A 21,990-nucleotide genomic window follows, 5' to 3' on the forward strand; every position below is an offset into this window, starting at 1 on the left:
CACGCCGATTGCATGAATTGTCAATGCTACTAAGTTCTCTAATTCAGAGGCAGATTATCGACAGGTTCTTGTCCATCGAATGCGCTTTACGGACCTTTCGGTACTAGTTCGTGAAAATGTCGCGTGGCAGTGTGATTTCAACGCGCAGGCCTTCGTTGCTATTGTTGAGGGTCATTTCGCCCTTGTGGTTGTGCACGATTTCATTGGCGATACTCAGCCCCAGCCCAACGCCTTTGGTTTTATGGCCTTCATTGCCCCGCTCGAAAGGAAGCAACACCTTTTCGATCTGGTCACTGGGGATGCCTGGACCTCCATCAACGATGGTGATAACGGTTTGCTCGCTGCCATCATAGCCAAGAAACACCTTGGCGTATTTCCCATATTTGAGGCTGTTATCAATAATGTTTGAGAGTGCCCGGCGCAACTGTTTGGGCTTGCCTATCATGAAACCGCGTGTCTGGGTGGAGAGCTCGATGGATGGGGCAACGCTGAATACGGAAGCAACCCCTTCAATTTCAATCGGAAGCGTTGAGTCAAAGCTCACATCCTTGTCCATATCCTGATAGTCATCGCACAGGCTTGTGATGAGCGAACTCAGCGAGAAGCGATGACGCTCTTCGGTATTCTTGTGCAGAGAGAGGAAATCAAGCGCCCCTTCCACAAGATCGTGGATGGTTTCCAGATCGCTGGCAAAGCGCTCTCGGGTCTCTTCTTCCTTGATCATTTCCGTGCGAAGCAACATGCGGGTTACAGGCGTACGCAGATCGTGGGAAATGGCAGCAAGGCCGAGTAGCTGTCGTTCGCGTTCCCGGTCGAAACGTTTGACCAGTTCGCGCATATTGTCCTGAATGGCTAGCGCCTCAGTGGGAGCGAACGGTCCGAGAGATTTGCGCGTGTATTTGGTGCCTTGGCTCAGCTTTCTGAATGGCAGCATGAGAGTGGAGGAAAAGGGGAAGCAAAGCGAAAGAGTGAGTGCGGCGACGAAGAGCGTGAGGAATGCGCCTTGTGTCTCGGAAAAACGCGCCCGCCAGAGCAAGGGAGACGAGATTTCAAGCACCTGATCTTGTTCAAGGAAGATATAGAGCGTGGCTTCTATATCCTGTCTGGCGATGGCCAGAGAAAGGGATGCCAGACGCACAGAAGCCGGGATGGGCTGATTGAAGGTGCGTGATCCATCTGTCGCATCCAGTGTCGGGTTATAGATGCTGTCTTGCTGCAAATCCGTGCTGTTGTTGCGCGAACTGAGCAGTCCCGGTAAAGGCGGATTATCCCTGAAGCGAACCGCTGCCCTGACGCGCTTATCGTTCAATATAAGGATCAGCGGTGACACAAAGCTGTCTTGCTCCCTTGGGAAGCTATTATGAAAGCGGAAGCTATAGGGTTTCTCCTGTCCAGCGCAATTCATTTTGGCCGGTTCGAGACTATTGAGGCAGCGCTCTATGATCTGAGACAGGCGGCCGCCCGTCATTTCTGCAATGGAGAGCTCTGCTCTTCGGTCCAGATAGGTTTGCACCACTATCCAGGTCGTAGCGATACCTGCCATGAAGGCCAGAGAGAGCATTGTCGCGATACGCGCGGCATGGCTGCGTGGGAATATGGACAGAATGGATTGCCGCATGGCCTTCAGCTCTTTCTAGAGAGTGGTCGATCGCGCTGAACTCGTTCCATTGGAGCTTTCAATCTCGCAACAGAATTTGTAGCCCTGATTGCGCACCGTACGGATGTACTGAGCCTTGCTATCCACGTCGGTCAGCTTCTTGCGCAAGCGACTAACCAGAATATCAATACGGCGATCACCAGGCTCAATGTCATGGCCAATCAGCAGCTGGGCCAATTCGTCACGGGATACCGGATTGGGGGACGCCTGTGCCAATATGGAGAGAACGGCATATTCGCGCGTGCTGAGCGGAACAAGCAGATTCCTTGGCGCATGCAACTGCTCGTTCGTCAGATCCAGTACCCAGCCATCAAAGGAGAGCTTGCCAGCGGATGTCTTGCGCTCGCCCGGCCCTGTGCGCCTTAACAACGCATTGATGCGTGCCAACAGTTCGCGTGGATTGAAGGGCTTCTCCATATAGTCATCGGCTCCCAGTTCCAGCCCGATGATGCGTTCGGTGTCTCCCTTTACTGCCGAGAGGATGATAATCGGAACAGAAGACGTGGCCCTCACCTTCTTGCAGAATTCAAGGCCGCTTTCACCGGGCAACATCAGATCGACGATCAGTAGATCAAACATGACATTGCCGCGCCTATAGGCAACCTCTGCGGATTCCGAGACCACGCACTGAAAATGGCGTGCATCCAGATAGGAAGACAAAAGCGCTGAAATTTCAGGATCATCCTCAATGATATGGATACGCTGCATCCTGTTTCCTCCCCCCTAATACTCTTGACTAATCCATTTTAGACAACAAGAGTGTCAATGTTACAATTTGTAACATACATCGGTACCAAACACAGTTTCTGATACAAAAACTTACAAAAACCGGCTGCTGGTTCCAGAGAATCCATTCTACAATCAATAGGCATATTTTGTTTTCATTTTATCTTGGGAGGAAAAAATGAAATCTCTGAAGCTCGCTCTTATGGGAGCGATTGCGTTGGCTGCTACGCCACTTGCAGCGCAGGCTGAACCTGTTGCCGAAGTCCTGCACTATTGGACATCTGGCGGGGAAGCCAAGGCCATCAAGGAACTTCAACAAGCATTTCAAAAACGTGGCGGTAAATGGATCGACGCGCCTGTCGCTGGTGGCGGCGGCGATGCGCAGGCCGCAGTGCTGCGTTCTCGCGTATTGGCGGGTGATCCACCTGCTGCCGTTCAGATCAAAGGGCCGAATATTGCCGAATGGGCAGAAGCTGGCGCTCTGGGCGATTTGTCCGACGTAGCCAACGCTCAAGGCTGGGACGACATCCTGCCACAAGCCATCAAGAATGTTGTCAAATATGATGGTCATTATGTTGCCGTGCCGGTCAACGTGCATCGTGTCGACTGGATCTGGGCTAACCCGGAAGTTCTGGCAAAAGTCGGAGCTGAAGTGCCAAAGACCTGGGACGAATTCAACGCAACGGCTGACAAGCTAAAGGAAGCCGGTATCGTTCCGTTGGCCTATGGTGGGCAGCCCTGGCAGGATGCAACGGTTTTCGAAACCGTCGTTCTGGGCATCGGTGGTATCGATTTCTACAAGAAAGCAATGGTAGATCTGGATGAGGACGCTCTTGGCTCTGACACCATGATCAAGGTGTTCGACCAGATGCGGAAAATGCGTGACTATATTGATCCCGATTATCCGGGTCGCGACTGGAACCTGGCCACCGCTATGGTTATGCGCGGGGAAGCCGCCATGCAGATCATGGGCGACTGGGCCAAAGGCGAATTCGCCGCGGCGGGCAAGAAACCCGGCGTCGACTATATCTGCGCTCCTACACCATCCGATGGTGGCTATATTCTGAACTCTGATAGCTTCGCCATGTTCAATGTCTCAGGCGAAGACAAGAAAGAAGGTCAGGATTTGTTGGCAGAACTGATCCTGGGCAAGGAGTTCCAGGAAACTTTCAATCTTTACAAGGGATCTATTCCTGCTCGCATGGATGTGCCTATGGATAAATTCGACTCCTGCGCAATCAAATCCATGGAAGACATGACCTCAGCTGCCAAAAATGACACGCTGGTTGGCTCTGTTGCGCACGAGATTGCACAGGCTGGCGCCGTTCGCGGTGCTTTCCTTGACGTTGTAACGGCGCACTTCAATTCTGACATGTCCTCAGAAGAAGCAACCAAGAAACTGATCGATGCGATCAGGCTCGCCAAATAAAAGCTTGCGGGGTTTGGGCCGGCCTTTTGGTCGGCCCTTTCATCCAGGGAGGCTTTCCGCTCCTTTCATATCGCTTGAAAGCAGAGTTTGCCTTGGCCTCCACACCCCAGAAAGGAGAGCCCAAATGGCTAGTGTTGCGGGAAAAATCGCGGTTAGGCTGGAGAGACTGATCCCCAAGCTTGTAATCGCTCCCGGCTTTTTGGCGATATTGCTGTTTGTCTACGGATTCATTATCTGGACGGCCTATATCTCTTTTTCCAAGTCGAAGATGCTGCCCAATTACACCCTGATCGGATTACGTCCGTATGAGCGATTGTTCCAGATGGACCGGTGGAATGTCGCATTCACGAACCTGATAATCTTTGGTGTGGCCTTCATCGCCATATCCATCATTATTGGTGTTTTGCTGGCAATTTTGCTTGATCAGCGCATTCGCATAGAGGGCGCGATCCGCACGATTTACCTCTACCCAATGGCGATTTCCTTCGTGATCACCGGTACCGCCTGGAAATGGATCATGAACCCGTCTCTGGGCCTGGAGACCGTGGTGCGCTCATGGGGCTGGGAGTCTTTTTCCTTTGGATGGATCGTCGATCAGAATATGGCTGTCTATGCGCTTGTCATGGCGGCCGTCTGGCAATCATCCGGTTTCGTCATGGCCCTGTTCCTTTCAGCGCTGAGGAGTGTTGATCAGGATATCATCAAGGCAGCCAGTCTGGATGGGGCATCGACCGCCAAGATCTATCTCAGGATCATTCTGCCTTCCATGCGGCCGGTTTTCATGAGTGCGGTGGTCATTCTGGCCCATCTCGCCATCAAGAGCTTCGATCTCGTGGTTGCATTGACCAACGGTGGCCCGGGATACTCCTCTACGCTGCCAGCCAACTTCATGTATGAGATGACCTTCCGCCGCAACGAGATCGGCGTTGGTGCCGCATCAGCCATCATTATGCTTCTAACCGTGATGGCGATCATGGTGCCATATCTCTATTCAGAACTGAGGGGGTCGAAAAATGTCTAATCTGGATATCGTAAGACCCGAAAATTCGTCATTCCAGTGGGTCGGACGGCTGCTGATCTGGAGCATTTTGTTGCTGTTTTGCTTCTGGTTTCTTATGCCTGCCTATGTGGTTATCAGCACATCTTTGAAAAATCTGGAAGAAATTCGGGGCGGTTCGCTGCTGGCCTTGCCTCATGAATTGAATTTTACCGCATGGCAGCATGCATGGAATCAGGCCTGTATCGGTGTTCAATGCACCGGCTTGCAGCCCTATTTCATGAATTCGGTGATGATGGCCATTCCAGCGGTGTTGTTTTCAACAATCCTTGGCGCGCTGACCGGATACACGCTGACCAAATGGCGTTTCAAGGGCAGCAACATCATCTTTGCGCTCATTCTGTTTGGCTGCTTTGTGCCGTTTCAGGTGGTTATCCTGCCAATGGCTCAGACGCTTGGTATTCTGAGGCTCACCAACACGGTTTATGGCCTCATTCTGGTGCATTCTGTCTATGGCCTCGCCTTCACCACCCTGTTTTTCAGGAACTATTATGTCACGATTCCTGATGAACTCATTCGGGCTGCGACCATTGATGGCGCCGGATTTTTCACGATCTTCTTCCGTATCCTGTTGCCGATTTCCCCACCAATCATCGTGGTGGCGGTCATTTGGCAATTCACCCAGATCTGGAACGACTTCCTCTTCGGTGTCAGCTTTACCACCGGAGGGTCGCAGCCGCTGATGGTTGCGCTCAACAACCTTGTAAACACGACCACCGGGGTCAAGCAGTATAACGTTGATATGGCTGCTGCCCTGATCACCGCAGCGCCGACGCTGCTGGTTTATATCGTTGCCGGTCGATATTTTGTCCGCGGCCTGACCGCAGGCTCGGTAAAAGGATAAGGAGAAGAAATATGGCATCCCTATCAATAAGAAATGCGGTCAAACGCTTTGGGGCGGTCGAGGTCATCAAGAATGTATCCCTCGATCTCAATGATGGTGAATTCCTCGTTCTCCTTGGCGCCTCGGGGTGTGGCAAATCCACTCTGTTGAATATGATTGCCGGTCTGGAGAATATCACGGAAGGAGAAATCCGGATCGGAGATCGGGTCGTCAATGATGTGCATCCCAAGGACCGAGACATCGCGATGGTGTTCCAGTCCTATGCGCTCTATCCGAATATGACCGTGGAGAAAAACATAGCCTTCGGTCTGGAGATGCGCGGCATCCCGAAGGAGGAACGCAACAAGCTGGTGTCGGAAGTGGCGACCATGTTGCAGATTGATCACTTGCTGGACCGGAAACCGGCGCAGCTTTCGGGCGGTCAGAGGCAGCGCGTAGCCATGGGGCGGGCCCTTGTGCGTCGGCCGGAAATCTTCCTGTTCGATGAGCCACTGTCGAACCTTGATGCCAAGTTGCGTCTTGAAATGCGCACGGAAATCAAACGTTTGCACAAGGAACTTAACGCTACGATCGTGTATGTGACTCATGACCAGATCGAAGCCATGACGCTGGCGGACCGGATTGCCATCCTTAAGGACGGTATCGTGCAGCAATATGCGACACCGGCAGAGATCTATAACAAACCTACCAACGTCTTTATCGCCAGTCTGGTCGGGTCACCGCCGATGAATTTTCTCAATGCGCGGCTTGAAACCGTGGATGATGATGTGGTGGCCCATGTTCCGCTGACCAAAGATCCCGACGGTCAAAAGCTTGATCTTTCGCTCAAGGGCTATGACTCCGATTTGTCCGCCTATATCGGCAAGGAGGTCATAATCGGCATTCGTCCTGAAAATATCAGCTACACCGAAGAACCTGTAAAGGATGGCCATGAAGTGGTTCAAGGTGAAGTGGATGTTGTCGAGCCAACAGGGGCTGATACTCTCTGCCACATCAAATGGGGCATCAACTCGGTGCTGGCCCGCATCAACAACCGCATCGATGTTGCTATCGGAGACAAGTTCAATTGTGCAATCGATATGAAGCGCACCAATGTCTTCGATAAGAAAACGGAAACGCGTATCTGAAGCGCTCACTGGATTTTAAACAAAAAAGCCGGTCAAGAGATGGCTCTGACCGGCTTTCCTTATAGAGAGGTTTGTCATACGGGTGACTGGCCTCTCAGTCGGGTCGCGCCTTTGGCTCACTTTAATCCCCACATTAAGTGGCGATTGGCGCCTACCCGATACAATATGCCAATTGGTTCAAATCATCGGGCTATTCCCCAGATCCGCGTAAATGCGTGGTAGCATCTCGCCAAGGCGGGTAAACTCTCGTAAGCAATGCTGGGCGAGACCTTTCACCGCTGGCGCAGGAACCGCTCTGTCCGGTGGGAGCATGAGGCGAGGTTTGCCATCTCTGATCAGATAGCCCATCCAGAAACGCGTACGGTGTTCAAGGCCCAGTTCTGTTTTCCGGAAGGAATGGCACATGATGGCTGGTGCCGGTATTGCATCCTTTGCTGCTCCAACCGGTTTGGACAACCCGAAACCTCCTGCAAAGGCGGCTATGTTGGGCTCCCTGAAGCGCTCTATGTCGAACCCGAAATCTTGAGGCGAGAGGAATTGAATGGCGATATTCTCCATGCCACCGCCGGCGTCTTCTGTCACATAGTGCACCCTGCCCCAATTTCGCTTTGAAAGCGGAATGCTCTCATCCAGCAGCCGCTCTCTATCTTCTGGAGAGACTTGAGTGTCCGCGTGGCAATCGGGATACCAGAGGCGATAGTGCAGACCTTCGAGCGGATGCCAGACAAACCACCAATCGATCATGTCCGTCGTGACATCGGGGTAGAGCATTTTGTTGGCAATGAAACCGGCTCCGTTGGGCAGTATACACCAGCCTGTTTCCGTTTCCAGATATCCCGGATCGAGAAGATCATTGATCTGGTCTGGTAAAATCGCCTTTTGAGGATTACAGGGTTCGTCTATCAGTGCGAGTTGCGACGGATCGGGTTCAGGAATGGCTTCCTTAAAATATTTGGCCAAGGGGCCTGCCAGTTCTGCGTCTGTAAGAGGTAGTCTGGCTGTCTTTTGCGCTGCTTGCGCGAAATACAGATCGGAGTCTATGGCGGGAAAAGGCGTTGGCTCAAGCATCCAGACAGTCCTTTCTGATACCACGCTTTGTCAAGGCCCAGTGCGTCAAGTGTAACTCTCTGAGGTCCACGTGATCCTCCCGTATCTCGAAGTCCCGAACACTATCCTTAAATCTGTTTCTAATCGGATAGAGGGCATAAAATATTTTTTCAACCATAATTTGGCGTAAAGGTTTGGGTTTATTGACTTAGTCCCTTTGCTCGGTGCTGATTTTATGAGTATCGTCAGTGAAAGACCAATCAGTGAAACTCATAGGCGAAATAAGTCATATTGATGGATAAGTTTGATCTCAATCTTCTGCGGAGCCTTCAGCTTTTGCTCAAAACATGCAATGTGACACTGGCTGCAAAGGCCCAAGGCGTGAGCCAGTCTGCCATGAGTTACAATCTGGCTCGACTGCGCACCCATTTTGGGGATGAACTCTTGACCCGTCAGGGCGGCAAAATGGTTATGACTCCATTTGCGCACGGGCTTCAATCACCCCTTGAGGAGGTATTTGCCAGTCTGGAAGCGCTTACCGTCAAGGATAAGTCTCTGGATCTTGCCCAGTGTCATGAGAGTTTTGTCATTGCGCTGCCAGATATCGCTGAAGCCGATTTTGCACCCGGATTGTTGGCTCTGGTCCGAAGAGAAGCGCCTAACATGACGTTGCATTTTAACCCTCTTGGGTCGATTGATGTCTATGATGAGCTCGATAGTGGCTCCATTCATTTCGCAATCGGAGCCTATCTGGAAGGACGTGTGCACCATAAGCGGAAACTCATGTTTTATGAGCAATTCCTTTGCCTTTACAATCCAGCATTTTTCGACGAGATCTTGCCTGATGAGCAAGAACAATGGTTGGCCTTGCCGCATTTGGTCATGCAGGAAAGCAAGGGCGAGCCGGATCCGCTGCGGCGGGCTTTGGGCAAAACCTACAAGCGGCTCAAAGTGGCGGCTACCACATCACGGCTAATGCTTGTTCCGCATCTGATAAAGCAAGCGCCAGTGGTTTCCACTCTGCCCTCAAGCATTGCCATGCGCTTTGCTCAGCAGCATGGCTTTAAGGTAGCGGTGCCGCCGTTTAAGCTCAAGGAAGTTCCTATAGCGCTTGTCTGGCATGCCTCCTTTGATAAGTCTCCGGCGCATGTCTGGCTGCGGAATACCATCAGTAACTCTTTTCATCCCACCCATGGTTAGGCAGGTTTGTATCGGTTCCGATCTGGAGAGAGGAGCGTTATGAGAGGGGGGGCTCAAAAAAAATGAGGCCCGACCTGTTGGCTGGACCTCATTGACAGCAATCGTTAGAACGGGTCCCCCAAATAAAACGGCTCCTGGAGTGCTGCCCTGGAAACTTCTGGTGATAAAATATCAACGTTATGGATTTTGCGCCAACTCAACTCAAAAAGCAAGTCTAGAAATGTACCAGTTCAATTGCATATTCTTTAAAATATATACTTTAGGATAAAATGTTTGTTGATTTTTTGGACTCTTGTTCCATGTATTAGGTGCTGTTTGATTATGATTTTAATGAGATATTCTCGTTATTAAGCCTGTTGGGCGTATTTTTTATAAATAAACGAAAATAGAATGGGACATCTATTCTCAATTCTCGGGAAAGCGGGCGAAATGTTGGTTGGGTGAGTGTTCTGAATACAAAAATCCCCCGAGACATTATGTCACGAGGGCTTTTTTATTCAGAAATGGCTAAGAGCCGAGTTCTGCATATTATTGCGGAACTTTGCCGTCGATGCCCTGAACGTACCAGTTCATGCCGAGCAGAGTGCCGTCGTCAAGGGTTTCGCCTTCTTTGACCGCCAGGGTGCCGTCCTGCTTGTAGACCGGGCCGTCAAATGGATGCAGCTCGCCAGACTTGATCTTTGCTTCGGTTTCAGCGGCCATTTTGGCAACGTCTTCCGGCATGTTGGTGAAGTCTGCCATGTGAACCATTTCCATGTCAAAGCCACCCCAGGTGTCTTCAGACTTCCAGGAGCCATCCATGACGGCCTGAACGCGGGAAATGTAGTATTCGTCCCAATGGTCGACAATCGCCGTCAGCTGGTTTTTCGGAGCAAACTTGATCATGTCGGAAGCCTGACCGAAGCCAACCACACCGCGTTCTGCTGCTACCTGCAAAGGTGCTGCGGAATCAGTGTGTTGAACCAGGATGTCGGCGCCTTGGTCGATGAGTGCTTTGGCCGCGTCAGCTTCCTTGCCCGGGTCGAACCAGCTGTTGATCCAGATGATCTTGACCTTGATGTCCGGATCGATAGACTGTGCGCCCAGCATGAAAGAGTTGATGCCGCGAATAACTTCCGGAATCGGGGTTGCGCCGATGTAACCAACAATCTTGGACTTGGTCATCTTGGCTGCGATCTGACCGATCACATAGCGGCCTTCATAGAAACGGGCAGCATAGGTGGATACGTTGTCAGCGCGTTTATAGCCGGTTGCGTGTTCGAACTTCACGTCAGGGTATTTCTTGGCTACCTTCACGGTCGGGTTCATGTAACCGAAAGACGTGGTGAAGATGATGTCGTTGCCTGCGCGAGCCAGCTTTTCGATAACGCGTTCAGCGTCCGGGCCTTCAGAAACGCTTTCGACATAGGTGGTTTCAACCTTGTCGCCGAATTTCTTTTCGATAGCCTGACGGCCCTGATCGTGCTGATAGGACCAGCCCATGTCTCCCACTGGTCCGACATAAACAAAGCCGACTTTGGTTTTGTCTGCAGCCTGTGCCCCCAGAGAGGCGGTCAGGCCGAGAGCGACGGCTGCTGCCGCTGCGAATAGTTTACGCATATGTTGCATCCCTCTTTCATTGCCTGATCCGATGGTTCGGATCATGTTCTGAGACTTGTCTCTTTTATCGCGCGCTGCCCTCACAAAAAGACCAGAGCGCTGTTTGTTGCTGCCAACTATGGCAGAAAGCGACCAAAAGCTTGGCCGTCAACGGTCTGGAACAAAGGATTGTCCCAGACAGGAAGGTGTATTGACCCGAGCCACTGTGCGGTTGCGGGAAATGAAAACCAATGCGACGATTGTTGCGAGATAGGGCAAGGCCGATAGTAGCTGCGAAGGCACTTCCCAGCCAGCGCCTTGCGCATGGAACTGTAAGATCAGAACTGCACCAAACAGATAGGCTCCGGCGATTGTACGCCATGGTAGCCAGGAGGCGAACACAACCAGCGCCAGTGCGATCCAGCCGCGGCCTGCTGTCATGTTTTCGATCCACAAGTTGGTGTAGACGAGCGATAGATATGAGCCAGAGAGACCGGAGCAAACGCCGCCGAACAGAACGGCATAAAGGCGCACCCGGTTGACATTGTAACCCAGAGCATGGGCGGAGTTATGGTTTTCGCCCACAGATCGCAAGATGAGGCCCGTGCGACTCTTGAACAGGAACCAGCTTACGCCGAAGACGAGCGCAATGGTCATATAAAACAGGATGTCCTGATTGAATATGGCGTCTCCGATGACGGGGATGTCAGATAGAACCGGAATATCAAGGGTCGGGAGTTTGACGCCGGGTGTGCCAACATAATGCTCGCCGATCATGCCGGAAAAGCCCAAACCCAGCAGACTGAGCGCTAGGCCGGTCGCATATTGGTTGGCCACCAGGCCCAAGGTCAGGAACGCAAAGAGTAGCGCCATGACTGCGCCCCCTGCGATACCGGCCAGAATGCCCAGATAGGGGTTGCCGGTGGTCAGCGATGTGGCAAAGGCACAGACCGCACCCATGATCATCATGCCTTCGACACCGAGATTGAGAACGCCGGACCGTTCCACGACAAGCTCACCGATTGCGGCAAGCAGAAGCGGGGTTGAGGCCGTTACAATAGAGACAAGCAAGGCATCTGCGAATTCCATCAGGCGACCTCTTTTGCGCGCAGCTTGTTGCGCCACACAATGCGTATACGATAGTGAATGAGCGTGTCACAGGCCAGAACATAGAAGAGCAGAATGCCCTGGAATGCCTTGGCTGTTTTTTCCGAAATGCCTAGATCAACCTGTGCGGCCTCGCCACCCAGATAGGAAAGAGCTAGCAACAGGCCAGCAAAGATGGCGCCAATCGGGTTGAGGCGGCCCAGAAAGGCCACGATGATGGCAGTGAAGCCATAGCCCGGCGAAATGGTCGGACGCAGTTGGCCAATTGGTCCGGCAACCTCGAGAATACCGGCAAGCCCTGTGAGCGCGCCAGACACGACGAAGGCGAACACGGTCATCTTTTCCTTTGAGAAACCGGCAAAGTTCCCTGCCCTCGGTGTTTCGCCGATGACCTTGATTTCAAAGCCTTTCAGCGTGCGGATGAAGAGCACGAAGACAAGGATTGCAGCAACGACGGCGAATACCGCGCCGATATGCATCCGCCCACCTTCAAACAGGCTTGGCGTCAGCGCATAATCATTGAACAGGCGGCTTTCTGGGAAATTGTAACCATCCGGGTCTTTCCATGGGCCACGCACGAGGAAATCGAGGAACAGCAGCGCCACATAGGTGAGCATCAGGCTGGTCAGGATTTCGTTGGTGGCAAAGCGGTTCTTAAGCAAGGCCGGAATATAGGCAAATAGCCCGCCGCCGATCGCGCCCATGGCCAGCATGATCGGGAATACGGCATAATTCTGGAAGTCCGGGAACATGATCGGCAGCACGGAGCCGAAGATGGCTCCCATGGTAAACTGCCCCTCAGCGCCGATGTTCCAGTTGTTCGAGCGGTAGCAGATTGTCAGACCCACCGCGATCAGAATGAGTGGTGATGCCTTGACGACCAGCTCCTGAAGACTCCATGGGTCCAGCAGAGGCTCCACGAAATAGACATAGAGGGCCTTGCCGGGGTTAAAGCCGAGCAGACCAAACATGATGGCGCCGGTGATCAGCGTCAGGATAATCGCCAAAACGGGTGACATGAGGGACATGACTTGGGATGGCGCGCCGCGCTTTTGCATTTCAAGCCGCATTGGAGCCTCCATCTTCGGGCGTTGCCTTGGCGGGGATCGACAGATCAACGTCATCTGGCGCATCGCCGTGGACCCCACCCATGAGCAGGCCAACACGTTCAAGGGTCATTTCTTCTACTGGCTTCGCCTCAGAGAGGGAGCCCTTGTTGATGACCGCGATGCGGTCTGCAATTTCAAAAATCTCGTCAAGATCCTGCGAAATGACCAAAACGGCAGTGCCTTTTCTGGCCAGATCAATCAGCGCTTGACGAATGAGCGCTGCTGCCCCTGCATCCACGCCCCATGTGGGCTGGGAGACGATGAGAATGGTCGGGGATCGGTCAATCTCGCGACCGACAACGAATTTTTGCAGGTTGCCACCAGAAAGGCTGCCTGCATTCGGGTCTGGTTCGCCTTTACGGATATCGAAATTTTCGGCAATTCGCTGACCGACTTTGCCGGTTTTGGTGCGCTTGATGAACATGCCCTTGCGGGTCATTGATGGCACATCGGAGCCATGGCGGGTCAACAGAACATTTTCTGATAGCCGCAAGGATGGAACAACCGCATGGCTTAGCCGCTCTTCAGGCACGAAGGCAGCGCCAAGCTTGCGGCGTATGGTGATGCTCTTGTTGCCGACTTTCTGACCATCGATCACAACGGCATCGGCCAGTGTCGCCCGTTCGCCCGAAATGGCGTCGAACAACTCGGACTGCCCATTGCCAGCCACACCGGCAATGGCAACGACTTCTCCCCCCTTTAGGGAGAGACAGATATCCTTGAGTTCAATGGCAAATGGCCCTGATGCGGGTAGATCCAGATGCTCCAGCTGAAGTCTTACCGGGGCATTGGACAGATCGGCTTTCTCGCGCTCAACGGATTTGACGCTCGAGCCAACCATGAGGCTGGCGAGCGAAGACGCCGTTTCTTGAGACGGCGTGCACTGGGCTACCAGCTTGCCATGACGCAGGATAGTGGCCGTATCACAAATGCGCTGCACCTCTTCCAGCCTGTGGCTGATATAGAGGATCGAGCGCCCTTCGCTGGCCAGACGCAGCAGCGTTTTGAATAACAATTCAGCTTCTTGCGGGGTCAAAACGGAGGTTGGTTCATCCATGATGATGAGTTGAGGATCTTGCAGCAGGCACCGTACGATCTCGATGCGCTGGCGTTCCCCGACTGACAGATCTGCTACCAGATTGTTCGCCTTGAGAGGCAGCCCATATTCGTTGCTGACCTGCTCAATGCGCTTGGCAAGATCCGACATCTTCTGCCCTTTGGGCAAGGCCAAGGCGATATTCTCAACAACCGTCATGCTGTCGAACAGGGAAAAATGCTGGAATACCATCCCGATACCGAGCTTACGCGCTTCAGCCGGGTCTTTCAGATGGACTTTTTTGCCTTTCCAGATGATCTCGCCCGCAGTGGGCTCAAGAGATCCGTAAAGCATTTTAACAAGGGTCGATTTGCCTGCACCATTCTCGCCCAGAAGTGCGTGGATTTCGCCCGGTTGCACGACAAGATCCACCGCGTCATTGGCCAGCAGAGTGCCAAAGCGCTTGGTAAGGCCTTTGGCTTCAAGAAGGGGAACTGATGTCATCACGACCTGTTTACAGAGCTTGTTTTGAACGATTTCCCATCATTCCCATAAATGCAAAACACTGAATGCTTCTTCAGCAGTCAGTGTAGCGGCGGAAAATCGCCAATCTTATTACAGCTTGGGTTCACACTCTGTTTAAGTGACAATGAATTGACAATCCATACGCAAAATCCTTTTCGTCGCTAAAATTTTGACCTTTTAACGAATTTTTTGAACGGAAATTAATCAGGTCCAATAAATGTGCACAATTAGTGATCAGATGGTCTCTGACTGTTCTCCTTATGCGTCTGATGGCAGGGTGATTGTTGCTCAGGAAAAGCGATTGTTGAAGAATTGCTGAGCATGAGTCAGGAACATCGCCGGGGCCAGCTTCAACTTGCGTTGCTGATGGGTCAGGATCGACAGCGTATTATAATGGAGCTGTTCATCGGTAAGCGGCACAAAGCGCAATTCTGCATGATCGAGCGAGTCGTTAAGGCCAATCCGGGTTTGAAAACAGACCCCTAGATCCCGCGCTGCCAATCGGCGCATCATTTGAAGCGTGCTGACTTCTGCAAAAATGGATGGCTCGGTCTCTGTCTTTGCGAGCAAGCGGTCAAGGGCTGTGCGAAGGGACAGACCGCGCGACGGCAGGATGATCGGGAAATCCAGACAATCATGAAAGCAGCAGGAATCCATCTGGGCGAGCGGGTGATTCTTGTTCACCACGGCACCGATTTCAAAGGCGTGGGAATAATTGACCGCAAGCAGGTCTTCATCCGGCGGATCGAAACAAAAGCCGATGTCGGCGTCGGAATCGATGATCTGACGGGCGATATTGTCGGAATGGGTCACCGTGATCCTGAGCTGGATATCGGGATAGCTCTTGCCAAAGGAAGCCGCAAGATCGGACAGAAGTTCGGTTGCAACGCTTTCTACGCTGGCGATGCGTACAATGCCGCGCTTGAGGCCACGCAGGGCGTCCAGTTCAGAGGTTGTCTGTTCGAAGTCGCGCAGAACATGGGTAACGTGTCGCAAGAGAATCTCACCGGCGGGTGAGAGTTGCAGCCGGCGCCCTACCCGCTCAAACAGCGGTACACCCAGGCTGTCTTCGAGCCAGAGAATTTGTCGATTGACGGCCGAGGAGGCAACATTGAGTTCACGACTAGCCGCGCGGATCGCACCATGCTCGGCGACCGCCGCAAAATAACGCAAAGCCGGAGAATAAAGAAGTCGAGCGCGGTCCAGAATGCTGCTCCATGGTTTGGTGTTTTTCTGCTAGGACATTGACATATATAGCAGGATGAAACAAGCACGACGGATTGCCAAGCGCCTTGGATTGTTCACATTGTGTGTAAGGTATCGTCTGTTTATGGCAACAACCGAAGAGAACAGGATGTCTCCCGCAAAGGCATTGGTTGACTTTCGGAGCGTGCTTTTGATCTGTTGGGCTGCCCTTATTGCTGTCAGCTTGCGGGTCTGATCCTGCGCAAATGGAGTAGTGGTCCGATGGCGAACAGGTAGATGCCGCTGATTGCCAGAATAATACGGTCCAGTGACGTTGGCACCATATTGTTGAAAACGACATGGCAGGCAAATACGGACCAGACGGCCACGAAAACCAGTGTCAGCGGGCGCAGGGATTTGACCCGGACAGGATGAACGAACTCAACGGGAATAAATTGGGCCGCAGCCAACAACACAATTATGATGAAGCCGGTGATCGGATCTGGCGTGAAGAGGAAATAATAAAAGAGCACCCCATTCCAGACCGCCGGAAAGCCACGAAAGGCATTCGAGGGGCATTTCATCTGGTCATTGGCAAAATACAAACCGCCGGTTACGACGATGATGGCACCCGCGATAAGCGAATAAGGCATTGGCATCAAATCCGCTTTCATGAAAGCGAAAGCAGGGATAAAGACATAGGTCGCATAGTCGATGACAAAATCCAGACTGTTGCCACTCCAATTGGGCAAAATCTGCGTGACTTTCATTTTGCGCGCAATCGGTCCATCGATGCCATCGACGAACTGGGCGGCGAGCAGCCAGAAGAACAAGGCTGTCCAGTCGCTGTTCGAAGCGGCCAGTGTTGCCAACAAGGCAAATGCTGCACCAGAGGCAGTCAACAGATGAACTAGAAATGCGGTTTGTTTTTGCATGCGCTGTCCCTATCCCAAACTGCTGCGGGAAGCAATCGGAAACATCAGGCAACTGCCACAAAAATCAAATGCCGAGAATGGTTCGCCCTGCAGGGGAGATGGAGAGCACTAAAAGTCCCCAGATTATGAGGAAAATACCGATACCGCGCGTTACCCATGGATTGGGAACAACCTTCTCTATTGCCATCAATAATCCCAGAATTGCCATCCAAATCACATTCATGACCCCAACAGCAAACATCACAACCATGAGCGCCCATGTGCAGCCGGTGCAAAACAGCCCCTGCTCCAGTCCCATGATATAAGAGCCAGCAAAAGAGCGGAAGAAGCCCTTCTCCGTGCGTCGATTGAAATAGGGAAAGGGCAGCTGGCAACGTAACAGACAGGCCTGCTTGGCTGGTGTAAATTGATAAATGCCAGCGAGCAGCAATGTGCTTGCAGAGAATACCATGGATGCGGGTGCCATAACTGGTGACATGGTCTGGATTTCCGTCAGTCCCCATTGCAGCAGGGTGGCTAGGAAGGCAAAGCCGATCCAGATGCTTAGATAGCCCAAAGTCAGCAACAAGACGGAGAATGGTCCGGCTTTTCTGCCCTTTGCTTCTTGCACGGACGCATAGCTTTTCAGAATTGGTGCGGCGGTGGGTAACATCATGGCAATCGCCATCATGACCCACATGGCAAAGACGATGATGAGATCCTGCATGCCCCAGGCGTCCAGACTGGGCATGCCGAAATGGCCGATAGCAGCAGACGGCGCGCAAACAGCGGCGATGAAGGCACGCGTTGTCGGGTCCAGGCTCTCAAATCCGTTGAAAACGTTGAAGGCAGACATGCCAGGCCCAAGTGCGCGCATGTCCATGTCCGGTGCCATGTCGACTACCATGGCAAACAAATAGAACCATGCAAAAAGAGAGGCCGCTGCGATCGCCAGAAAGAGGGCGATGCGAGGCTTTGCTTCGGCTGCAGCGAGTTCGGGATGCTCCGCACGGAAGCGGGCCATTTGCTTTTGTAATTCCCGGCTGCTGCTGGTGTCGAAAAAATTTCCCAGTGGACTCATCTGGACACCGCCTTTTCTTCGTAAGTGGATTCACGCTGTCATATGAACCGGAGTTGGTGCAAATTGCAAGATAGCCATGGTGTCATAGTGTCAAGGCGGTATAGATGCTCTGATCGGCTCAGGCTGGATTTTCTGCCCCTTACAGGCTATGACCCATGCGAACTCAAATGATCCTGCGGAATCAGTCCGCAAAGGGAGCTGTCATGTCGCACGAAAGAAAAGTGGATGTTGCTGTGGTTGGAAGCGGGCCTGCAGGCCATGTTGCTGCCATCCAAATGGCAAAGCTCGGACTCTCTTGTGTTCTGATTGGCCCTGAGCATGGCGGTGAAGACGGGCGAACCACGGCCCTGCTTGGCAGCTCGGTGCCCTATCTTCAAAGTCTGGGACTTTGGGATGGCATTGCAGCGGAGGGGCAAGCCCTCAAGATCATGCGTCTCATTGACGATACCGGACGCCTTTTTAAGGCGCCGACAACGGAATTTGACAGCTCCGAGATCGATCTGGAGGCCTTTGGCTACAATATTGATAACAATCGCCTCGTTGCCACCTTGCATGCCGCTTTGGAAGTGCAGGATCAGGAGCGTGTTATTCAGGATAAGCAGCTCGCTCGCTCTGTTCGGTTGGAGAGCGATGGGGCCATGATCGAGATGGAGGATGGCTCTGTCTGGCAGGCACGGCTTGCCATTGCTGCGGACGGACGCAAGTCCATCGTGCGGGAGGCAGCCGGAGTGGAGATGCGCAAATGGGCCTACCCGCAGACCGCCATGGTGGTCAACCTGCATCATCCCTCAACACCGCACAACAATATCTCGACAGAGTTTCACACCAAGACAGGCCCCTTCACGCTGGTGCCATATCGGGACGGCTTTACATCAAGTCTCGTTTGTGTGGTCAAGCCTGAAGATGCGGAACGCCTCAAGGGGATGGATCGGCATCTGTTGGCGCTTGAGCTCGAACGACGGGCCCATTCTATTTACGGTGCGTTTGAGGTGATCAGTGATCCGCAGAGCTTCCCGCTTTCTGGTATGGTGGCGAAACAGTTTTACGGTCCGCGCGCAGCGTTGATTGCAGAGAGCGCCCATGCCTTCCCGCCAATCGGGGCACAGGGGCTCAATCTCAGCCTGCGCGATATCTCCAGCTTGGCCGATGTCATCCGAGAAGATGGCGCAGGCGATCCCGGAGCAGATGATGTGGTGCAGACCTATGGTCAGCTGCGGCGCAGCGATATCTGGTCTCGCACCGCAGGAGTGCATATGCTGAATATGTCGCTCATCTCCGCCCTGCCCTTCGGTCAAGGTGCGCGCACAGCCGGTTTGGCTCTGGCCAACATGGTTCCTTCCTTACGCAAGTTGATGATGAAAGCGGGACTGGATGCGCCAACGAAGATTGGTTGGACTGCTGACGCCATCAACAAGCGCGAGAAACATTCTTAGTTTTATCCGGCGTGGGCGCTTGGCTGGAACGCAAGCTTTCCACATTGTACATTGCGCTTTTGTGTCACTGAGCTACAAAGGGCCGATACCGAACCGTCCGGTGGGAATTAACAGAAGGCCGCAGGTATTTTGCATGAAGAAAGTCACGCTGGCTCATCGCATTGAATATGCATTGCTGATGTTTGTCATCTTTATCCTGCGATCGATGCCACTCTATGTGTCTTCCGGTTTCATGGGCTGGCTCTGGCGCTCAATCGCACCACGCCTTAGGCGACAGAAGCGGGCGATGGAGCATCTTCGGCTCGCCTTTCCAGAAAAATCCGACGACGAGCTCTATGCCATTACTCTTGCTATGTGGGAGAATCTCGGGCGGACCTTCGCCGAGGCCGTGCTGGCTGACAAAATCGCCAAACGCATGGACGAACTGGTCGAGCAGCCTGAGAATTACCGGCTGATCGTGGACGAGATCAAGCGATCCGGCGGCGTGATCGTCTCTCTGCATTCTGGCAACTGGGAACTGGGCGGCGCGATTTCTTCGCATAACGGGTTTGATTGCTCTGTCGTCATGCAGAAGCTCAAGAATCCTCTGGTTCATGACTATATGGTGCGAAAGCGCGCCGAAACCTTCAGTGGTGGCGTGTTTGTGAAAGGCGACCGTGCCGGTATGCGTGCGCTTACGTCAGTTTCTGGCGGAACGGCTGTGGCGATCATGGGCGATTTGCGCGATCGTCACGGGGCCACAATCGACTTTTTTGGCCGCCCTGCCCCGACCAACAGCTTTCCTGCCCGTCTGGCTCGCAAGAAAGGGGCTCCGCTTATTGCGTTGCGTATCAAACGCACCAGAGGCATTCACTTCAAGGTGCAGGCTGAAATCGTTCCGATGCCCCACAGTGACGCAGTTGAAGACGATATTCTGCAAGCGACCATCGCTGAACAGGCCCAGTTTGAGAGCTGGATCCGTGAAGCTCCGGACCAATGGATGTGGGCACATCGCCGCTGGGGCTAAGCGGGGCGAATTGCCTTGCTCGCGCACCCTACTCTGGCCCGTCAATACGCCATAGCTTCTACCTCTTCCGTATCTTCCCCTACAGTCTTATTGCGCTGCAGCAATTTTTGCGGTGCAAATAGGCGCGAGGATTGCGCTGCTCGATTAGGCAAAATCGAGAGCCTCTTGCGGCAGCGCGCATAAGGGGAGAGAGATGATGAAAACGCCACGTGCATTTTACAAACCATTGGCCATTGGGGCGCCTGTTCCCTATCGCGACTTGCCGGTTAGAGTGGAGCGCATGATTCATTTCGTGCCGCCACATATCGAGAAGATGCGCGCCAAGATTCCTGATCTGATCAAGACGGTTGATGTGATATTGGGCAATCTGGAAGATGCCATCCCGGCAGATATGAAAGAAGAAGCGCGAGCTGGGTTTATCCAGTTGGCAAAAGACAATGACTTTGGTTCTACCGGCCTTTGGACGCGTGTTAATTGCCTCAATTCTCCTTGGTTTCTGGATGATGTGATCGACATTGTTTCGCAAGTGGGCAACAAGCTTGATGTCATCATGTTGCCCAAAGTGGAAGGCGCTTGGGATATTCACTATCTCGATCAGCTTCTCGCGCAACTTGAAGCCAAGCATGAGGTAGAAAAGCCGATCCTGATTCACGCGATTTTGGAAACGGCAGAGGGTGTGGCCAATGTGGAATCCATTTGTGCCGCCTCCCCGCGTATGCATGGCATTTCCCTTGGGCCTGCGGACCTTGCCGCATCGCGTGGTATGAAAACGACTCGCGTGGGCGGTGGCCATCCGGGTTATCGGGTGCTTGGTGATGTAGAAGAAGGCACAGAGCGTGCTTTCTACCAGCAGGATCTCTGGCACTACACCATGGCCAAGATGGTCGATGCCTGCATGACCTACGGTCTCAAGGCCTTTTATGGTCCCTTTGGGGATTTCTCCGATCCTGACGCTTGCGAGGCGCAATTCCGCAACAGCTTCCTTTTGGGCTGTATGGGAACATGGTCTCTGCACCCCTCACAGGTGAGCATTGCAAAGCGTGTTTTCAGTCCGGACGTAGATGAAGTCAAAATGGCCTTGCGTATTCTGGAAGCCATGCCAGATGGAACCGGAGCCGTAATGATCGACGGCAAAATGCAGGATGATGCCACTTGGAAACAAGCCAAGGTGATCGTCGATCTGGCAAAACAGGTGGCGGAGAAAGATCCGGAAATGGGCGCACTTTATGGTTTGTCCGGCTAGCTTTATGATCTCCGCTGCGGGCGTCTATTGGCACTGACAAGCGGATAAAATGCGTAAAAAGGCTCGGAATCGAGCAAATATTGGCCAGCCTCGTGTTGGCCTTTATTGACTTGGCTTGCCGAGTGTGATGAGTACAGTCCTTCACTTTTTAACGAGCTGATCAAAAGAATGTTCATAGCGTCTGCATCAAAATATATGCTAGGCTAAGGACAATGGCCTTTTGCGAGGCAACGTTAGGCAACTATAAGAAAATGGAGCCTGGTCTCATGGCGGAAATGAAAATAGCAAAATTTCAGATCGGTCAGATCGTGCGCCACCGGGTTTATTCTTTCCGTGGCGTCGTTTTCGACGTCGATCCCGAGTTTGACAATTCGGAAGAATGGTATGATTCCATTCCTGAAGATGTTCGCCCGCGTCGCGATCAGCCTTTCTATCATATCTTTGCGGAGAATGATGAGACGGAATATGTGGCCTATGTGTCCGAGCAGAATTTGCTCAAGGACAGTTCAGGTGAACCTATTCGGCATCCGCAGGTTCGGCAACTCTTCAAGGGCATGAAAGAAGGCATCTATCAGCCGGAAGATGATCTGGTGAATTAGACCGAAAGAGCCGATTCAAAATGTCGCAATAAAAAACCGCGATCCGAAATGAACGGATCGCGGTTTTTATTTGTAAAGCCATGACTG

19 protein-coding genes are annotated in these 21,990 nt (G+C 52.7%); 9 read left to right on the forward strand and 10 right to left on the reverse strand.

Translation table 11 applies throughout. The annotated features are described in order from the left end of the window. Nucleotides 1-103: 103 nt before the first annotated feature. Together BM258_RS14970 and BM258_RS14975 are read right to left on the reverse strand one after the other, a co-directional pair. Nucleotides 104-1,618, reverse strand: coding sequence for a sensor histidine kinase (locus BM258_RS14970; protein ID WP_090073645.1), 1,515 nt, complete (start codon nucleotides 1,616-1,618; stop codon nucleotides 104-106). 15 nt (nucleotides 1,619-1,633) lie between these two features. Continuing rightward, nucleotides 1,634-2,365, reverse strand: a complete 732-nt coding sequence (locus BM258_RS14975; protein WP_090073646.1) for a response regulator — start codon at nucleotides 2,363-2,365, stop codon at nucleotides 1,634-1,636. Nucleotides 2,366-2,561: 196 nt separating this feature from the next. Here BM258_RS14975 and BM258_RS14980 point away from each other — a divergent pair, with 196 nt between their 5' ends. The 4 genes from BM258_RS14980 (at nucleotide 2,562) to BM258_RS14995 (ending at nucleotide 6,840) form a co-directional block, all read left to right on the forward strand. Next, nucleotides 2,562-3,812 carry an ABC transporter substrate-binding protein gene (locus BM258_RS14980; RefSeq protein WP_090073648.1) on the forward strand — a complete coding sequence of 417 codons (1,251 nt, stop codon included), beginning with the start codon at nucleotides 2,562-2,564 and terminating at the stop codon, nucleotides 3,810-3,812. A gap of 124 nt (nucleotides 3,813-3,936) precedes the next feature. After that, nucleotides 3,937-4,833, forward strand: a complete 897-nt coding sequence (locus BM258_RS14985; RefSeq protein ID WP_090073649.1) for a carbohydrate ABC transporter permease — start codon at nucleotides 3,937-3,939, stop codon at nucleotides 4,831-4,833. Beyond that, on the forward strand, nucleotides 4,826-5,713 hold the full coding sequence (locus tag BM258_RS14990; RefSeq protein ID WP_090073651.1) for a carbohydrate ABC transporter permease: 888 nt from the start codon (nucleotides 4,826-4,828) through the stop codon (nucleotides 5,711-5,713). Before BM258_RS14985 ends, BM258_RS14990 begins: the two co-directional genes overlap by 8 nt. A gap of 11 nt (nucleotides 5,714-5,724) precedes the next feature. Continuing rightward, nucleotides 5,725-6,840: an ABC transporter ATP-binding protein gene (locus BM258_RS14995; protein WP_090073653.1), complete on the forward strand. Its 1,116-nt coding sequence runs from the start codon at nucleotides 5,725-5,727 to the stop codon at nucleotides 6,838-6,840. 177 nt (nucleotides 6,841-7,017) lie between these two features. Here the strand turns inward: BM258_RS14995 and BM258_RS15000 are convergent, their stop codons facing one another. Next, nucleotides 7,018-7,908, reverse strand: a complete 891-nt coding sequence (locus BM258_RS15000) for a DAPG hydrolase family protein (RefSeq protein WP_090073655.1) — start codon at nucleotides 7,906-7,908, stop codon at nucleotides 7,018-7,020. Between the two features lie 273 nt (nucleotides 7,909-8,181). Here BM258_RS15000 and BM258_RS15005 point away from each other — a divergent pair, with 273 nt between their 5' ends. Continuing rightward, the gene (locus BM258_RS15005) at nucleotides 8,182-9,087 is read left to right on the forward strand and encodes a LysR family transcriptional regulator (protein WP_090073656.1); all 906 of its coding nucleotides are present in this window, start codon (nucleotides 8,182-8,184) and stop codon (nucleotides 9,085-9,087) included. A 528-nt stretch (nucleotides 9,088-9,615) separates the two neighbouring features. On the opposite strand, the gene BM258_RS15010 is transcribed toward BM258_RS15005, so the two are convergent. From BM258_RS15010 to BM258_RS15040, 7 genes are all read right to left on the reverse strand, one after another. Continuing rightward, nucleotides 9,616-10,686, reverse strand: a complete 1,071-nt coding sequence (locus tag BM258_RS15010) for a BMP family ABC transporter substrate-binding protein (protein WP_090073805.1) — start codon at nucleotides 10,684-10,686, stop codon at nucleotides 9,616-9,618. A 147-nt stretch (nucleotides 10,687-10,833) separates the two neighbouring features. After that, complete coding sequence (locus BM258_RS15015) at nucleotides 10,834-11,754, reverse strand: ABC transporter permease (RefSeq protein ID WP_090073657.1); 921 nt, start codon at nucleotides 11,752-11,754, stop codon at nucleotides 10,834-10,836. Beyond that, nucleotides 11,754-12,842, reverse strand: a complete 1,089-nt coding sequence (locus BM258_RS15020; RefSeq protein WP_090073659.1) for an ABC transporter permease — start codon at nucleotides 12,840-12,842, stop codon at nucleotides 11,754-11,756. The genes BM258_RS15015 and BM258_RS15020 overlap by 1 nt, the downstream gene beginning before the upstream one ends. After that, the gene (locus BM258_RS15025; protein ID WP_090073661.1) at nucleotides 12,832-14,421 is read right to left on the reverse strand and encodes an ABC transporter ATP-binding protein; all 1,590 of its coding nucleotides are present in this window, start codon (nucleotides 14,419-14,421) and stop codon (nucleotides 12,832-12,834) included. The genes BM258_RS15020 and BM258_RS15025 overlap by 11 nt, the downstream gene beginning before the upstream one ends. 309 nt (nucleotides 14,422-14,730) lie before the next feature. Then, the gene (locus tag BM258_RS15030) at nucleotides 14,731-15,615 is read right to left on the reverse strand and encodes a LysR family transcriptional regulator (protein WP_210186765.1); all 885 of its coding nucleotides are present in this window, start codon (nucleotides 15,613-15,615) and stop codon (nucleotides 14,731-14,733) included. 251 nt (nucleotides 15,616-15,866) lie between these two features. Next, on the reverse strand, nucleotides 15,867-16,562 hold the full coding sequence (locus BM258_RS15035) for a CDP-alcohol phosphatidyltransferase family protein (RefSeq protein WP_090073664.1): 696 nt from the start codon (nucleotides 16,560-16,562) through the stop codon (nucleotides 15,867-15,869). Nucleotides 16,563-16,626: 64 nt separating this feature from the next. After that, on the reverse strand, nucleotides 16,627-17,565 hold the full coding sequence (locus tag BM258_RS15040) for a DUF2182 domain-containing protein (protein WP_175528088.1): 939 nt from the start codon (nucleotides 17,563-17,565) through the stop codon (nucleotides 16,627-16,629). 260 nt (nucleotides 17,566-17,825) lie between these two features. On the opposite strand from BM258_RS15040, the gene BM258_RS15045 reads away from it, so the two are divergent. The 4 genes from BM258_RS15045 to hspQ all read left to right on the forward strand — a co-directional run bounded on the left by BM258_RS15045 (nucleotide 17,826) and on the right by hspQ (nucleotide 21,903). After that, on the forward strand, nucleotides 17,826-19,055 hold the full coding sequence (locus BM258_RS15045; RefSeq protein WP_090073807.1) for an FAD-dependent monooxygenase: 1,230 nt from the start codon (nucleotides 17,826-17,828) through the stop codon (nucleotides 19,053-19,055). Nucleotides 19,056-19,188: 133 nt separating this feature from the next. Further along, nucleotides 19,189-20,061: a lysophospholipid acyltransferase family protein gene (locus tag BM258_RS15050; protein ID WP_175528089.1), complete on the forward strand. Its 873-nt coding sequence runs from the start codon at nucleotides 19,189-19,191 to the stop codon at nucleotides 20,059-20,061. A 196-nt stretch (nucleotides 20,062-20,257) separates the two neighbouring features. Next, entirely contained in the window at nucleotides 20,258-21,304 is a 1,047-nt protein-coding gene (locus BM258_RS15055; protein ID WP_090073809.1) for an HpcH/HpaI aldolase/citrate lyase family protein, read from the forward strand. A gap of 275 nt (nucleotides 21,305-21,579) precedes the next feature. Further along, the gene (gene hspQ / locus BM258_RS15060) at nucleotides 21,580-21,903 is read left to right on the forward strand and encodes a heat shock protein HspQ (protein WP_090073811.1); all 324 of its coding nucleotides are present in this window, start codon (nucleotides 21,580-21,582) and stop codon (nucleotides 21,901-21,903) included. The last annotated feature ends 87 nt before the right edge of the window (nucleotides 21,904-21,990 follow it).

Origin of the sequence: Cohaesibacter marisflavi, from assembly GCF_900115225.1 — a bacterium.
In the GTDB taxonomy this organism is placed as follows: domain Bacteria; phylum Pseudomonadota; class Alphaproteobacteria; order Rhizobiales; family Cohaesibacteraceae; genus Cohaesibacter; species Cohaesibacter marisflavi.

Coding starts and splice junctions, on each gene's coding strand:
- BM258_RS15045 (WP_090073807.1), top strand. CDS start 17,826: ATGTCGCACGAAAGAAAAGTGGATGTTGCTGTGGTTGGAAGCGGGCCT.
- BM258_RS15035 (WP_090073664.1), bottom strand. CDS start 16,562: ATGCAAAAACAAACCGCATTTCTAGTTCATCTGTTGACTGCCTCTGGT.
- BM258_RS15000 (WP_090073655.1), bottom strand. CDS start 7,908: ATGCTTGAGCCAACGCCTTTTCCCGCCATAGACTCCGATCTGTATTTC.
- BM258_RS14990 (WP_090073651.1), top strand. CDS start 4,826: ATGTCTAATCTGGATATCGTAAGACCCGAAAATTCGTCATTCCAGTGG.
- BM258_RS15055 (WP_090073809.1), top strand. CDS start 20,258: ATGAAAACGCCACGTGCATTTTACAAACCATTGGCCATTGGGGCGCCT.
- hspQ (WP_090073811.1), top strand. CDS start 21,580: ATGAAAATAGCAAAATTTCAGATCGGTCAGATCGTGCGCCACCGGGTT.
- BM258_RS14985 (WP_090073649.1), top strand. CDS start 3,937: ATGGCTAGTGTTGCGGGAAAAATCGCGGTTAGGCTGGAGAGACTGATC.
- BM258_RS15025 (WP_090073661.1), bottom strand. CDS start 14,421: ATGACATCAGTTCCCCTTCTTGAAGCCAAAGGCCTTACCAAGCGCTTT.
- BM258_RS14995 (WP_090073653.1), top strand. CDS start 5,725: ATGGCATCCCTATCAATAAGAAATGCGGTCAAACGCTTTGGGGCGGTC.
- BM258_RS14975 (WP_090073646.1), bottom strand. CDS start 2,365: ATGCAGCGTATCCATATCATTGAGGATGATCCTGAAATTTCAGCGCTT.
- BM258_RS15040 (WP_175528088.1), bottom strand. CDS start 17,565: ATGGCCCGCTTCCGTGCGGAGCATCCCGAACTCGCTGCAGCCGAAGCA.
- BM258_RS15020 (WP_090073659.1), bottom strand. CDS start 12,842: ATGCGGCTTGAAATGCAAAAGCGCGGCGCGCCATCCCAAGTCATGTCC.
- BM258_RS15015 (WP_090073657.1), bottom strand. CDS start 11,754: ATGGAATTCGCAGATGCCTTGCTTGTCTCTATTGTAACGGCCTCAACC.
- BM258_RS14980 (WP_090073648.1), top strand. CDS start 2,562: ATGAAATCTCTGAAGCTCGCTCTTATGGGAGCGATTGCGTTGGCTGCT.
- BM258_RS14970 (WP_090073645.1), bottom strand. CDS start 1,618: ATGCGGCAATCCATTCTGTCCATATTCCCACGCAGCCATGCCGCGCGT.
- BM258_RS15005 (WP_090073656.1), top strand. CDS start 8,182: ATGGATAAGTTTGATCTCAATCTTCTGCGGAGCCTTCAGCTTTTGCTC.
- BM258_RS15010 (WP_090073805.1), bottom strand. CDS start 10,686: ATGCGTAAACTATTCGCAGCGGCAGCAGCCGTCGCTCTCGGCCTGACC.
- BM258_RS15050 (WP_175528089.1), top strand. CDS start 19,189: ATGAAGAAAGTCACGCTGGCTCATCGCATTGAATATGCATTGCTGATG.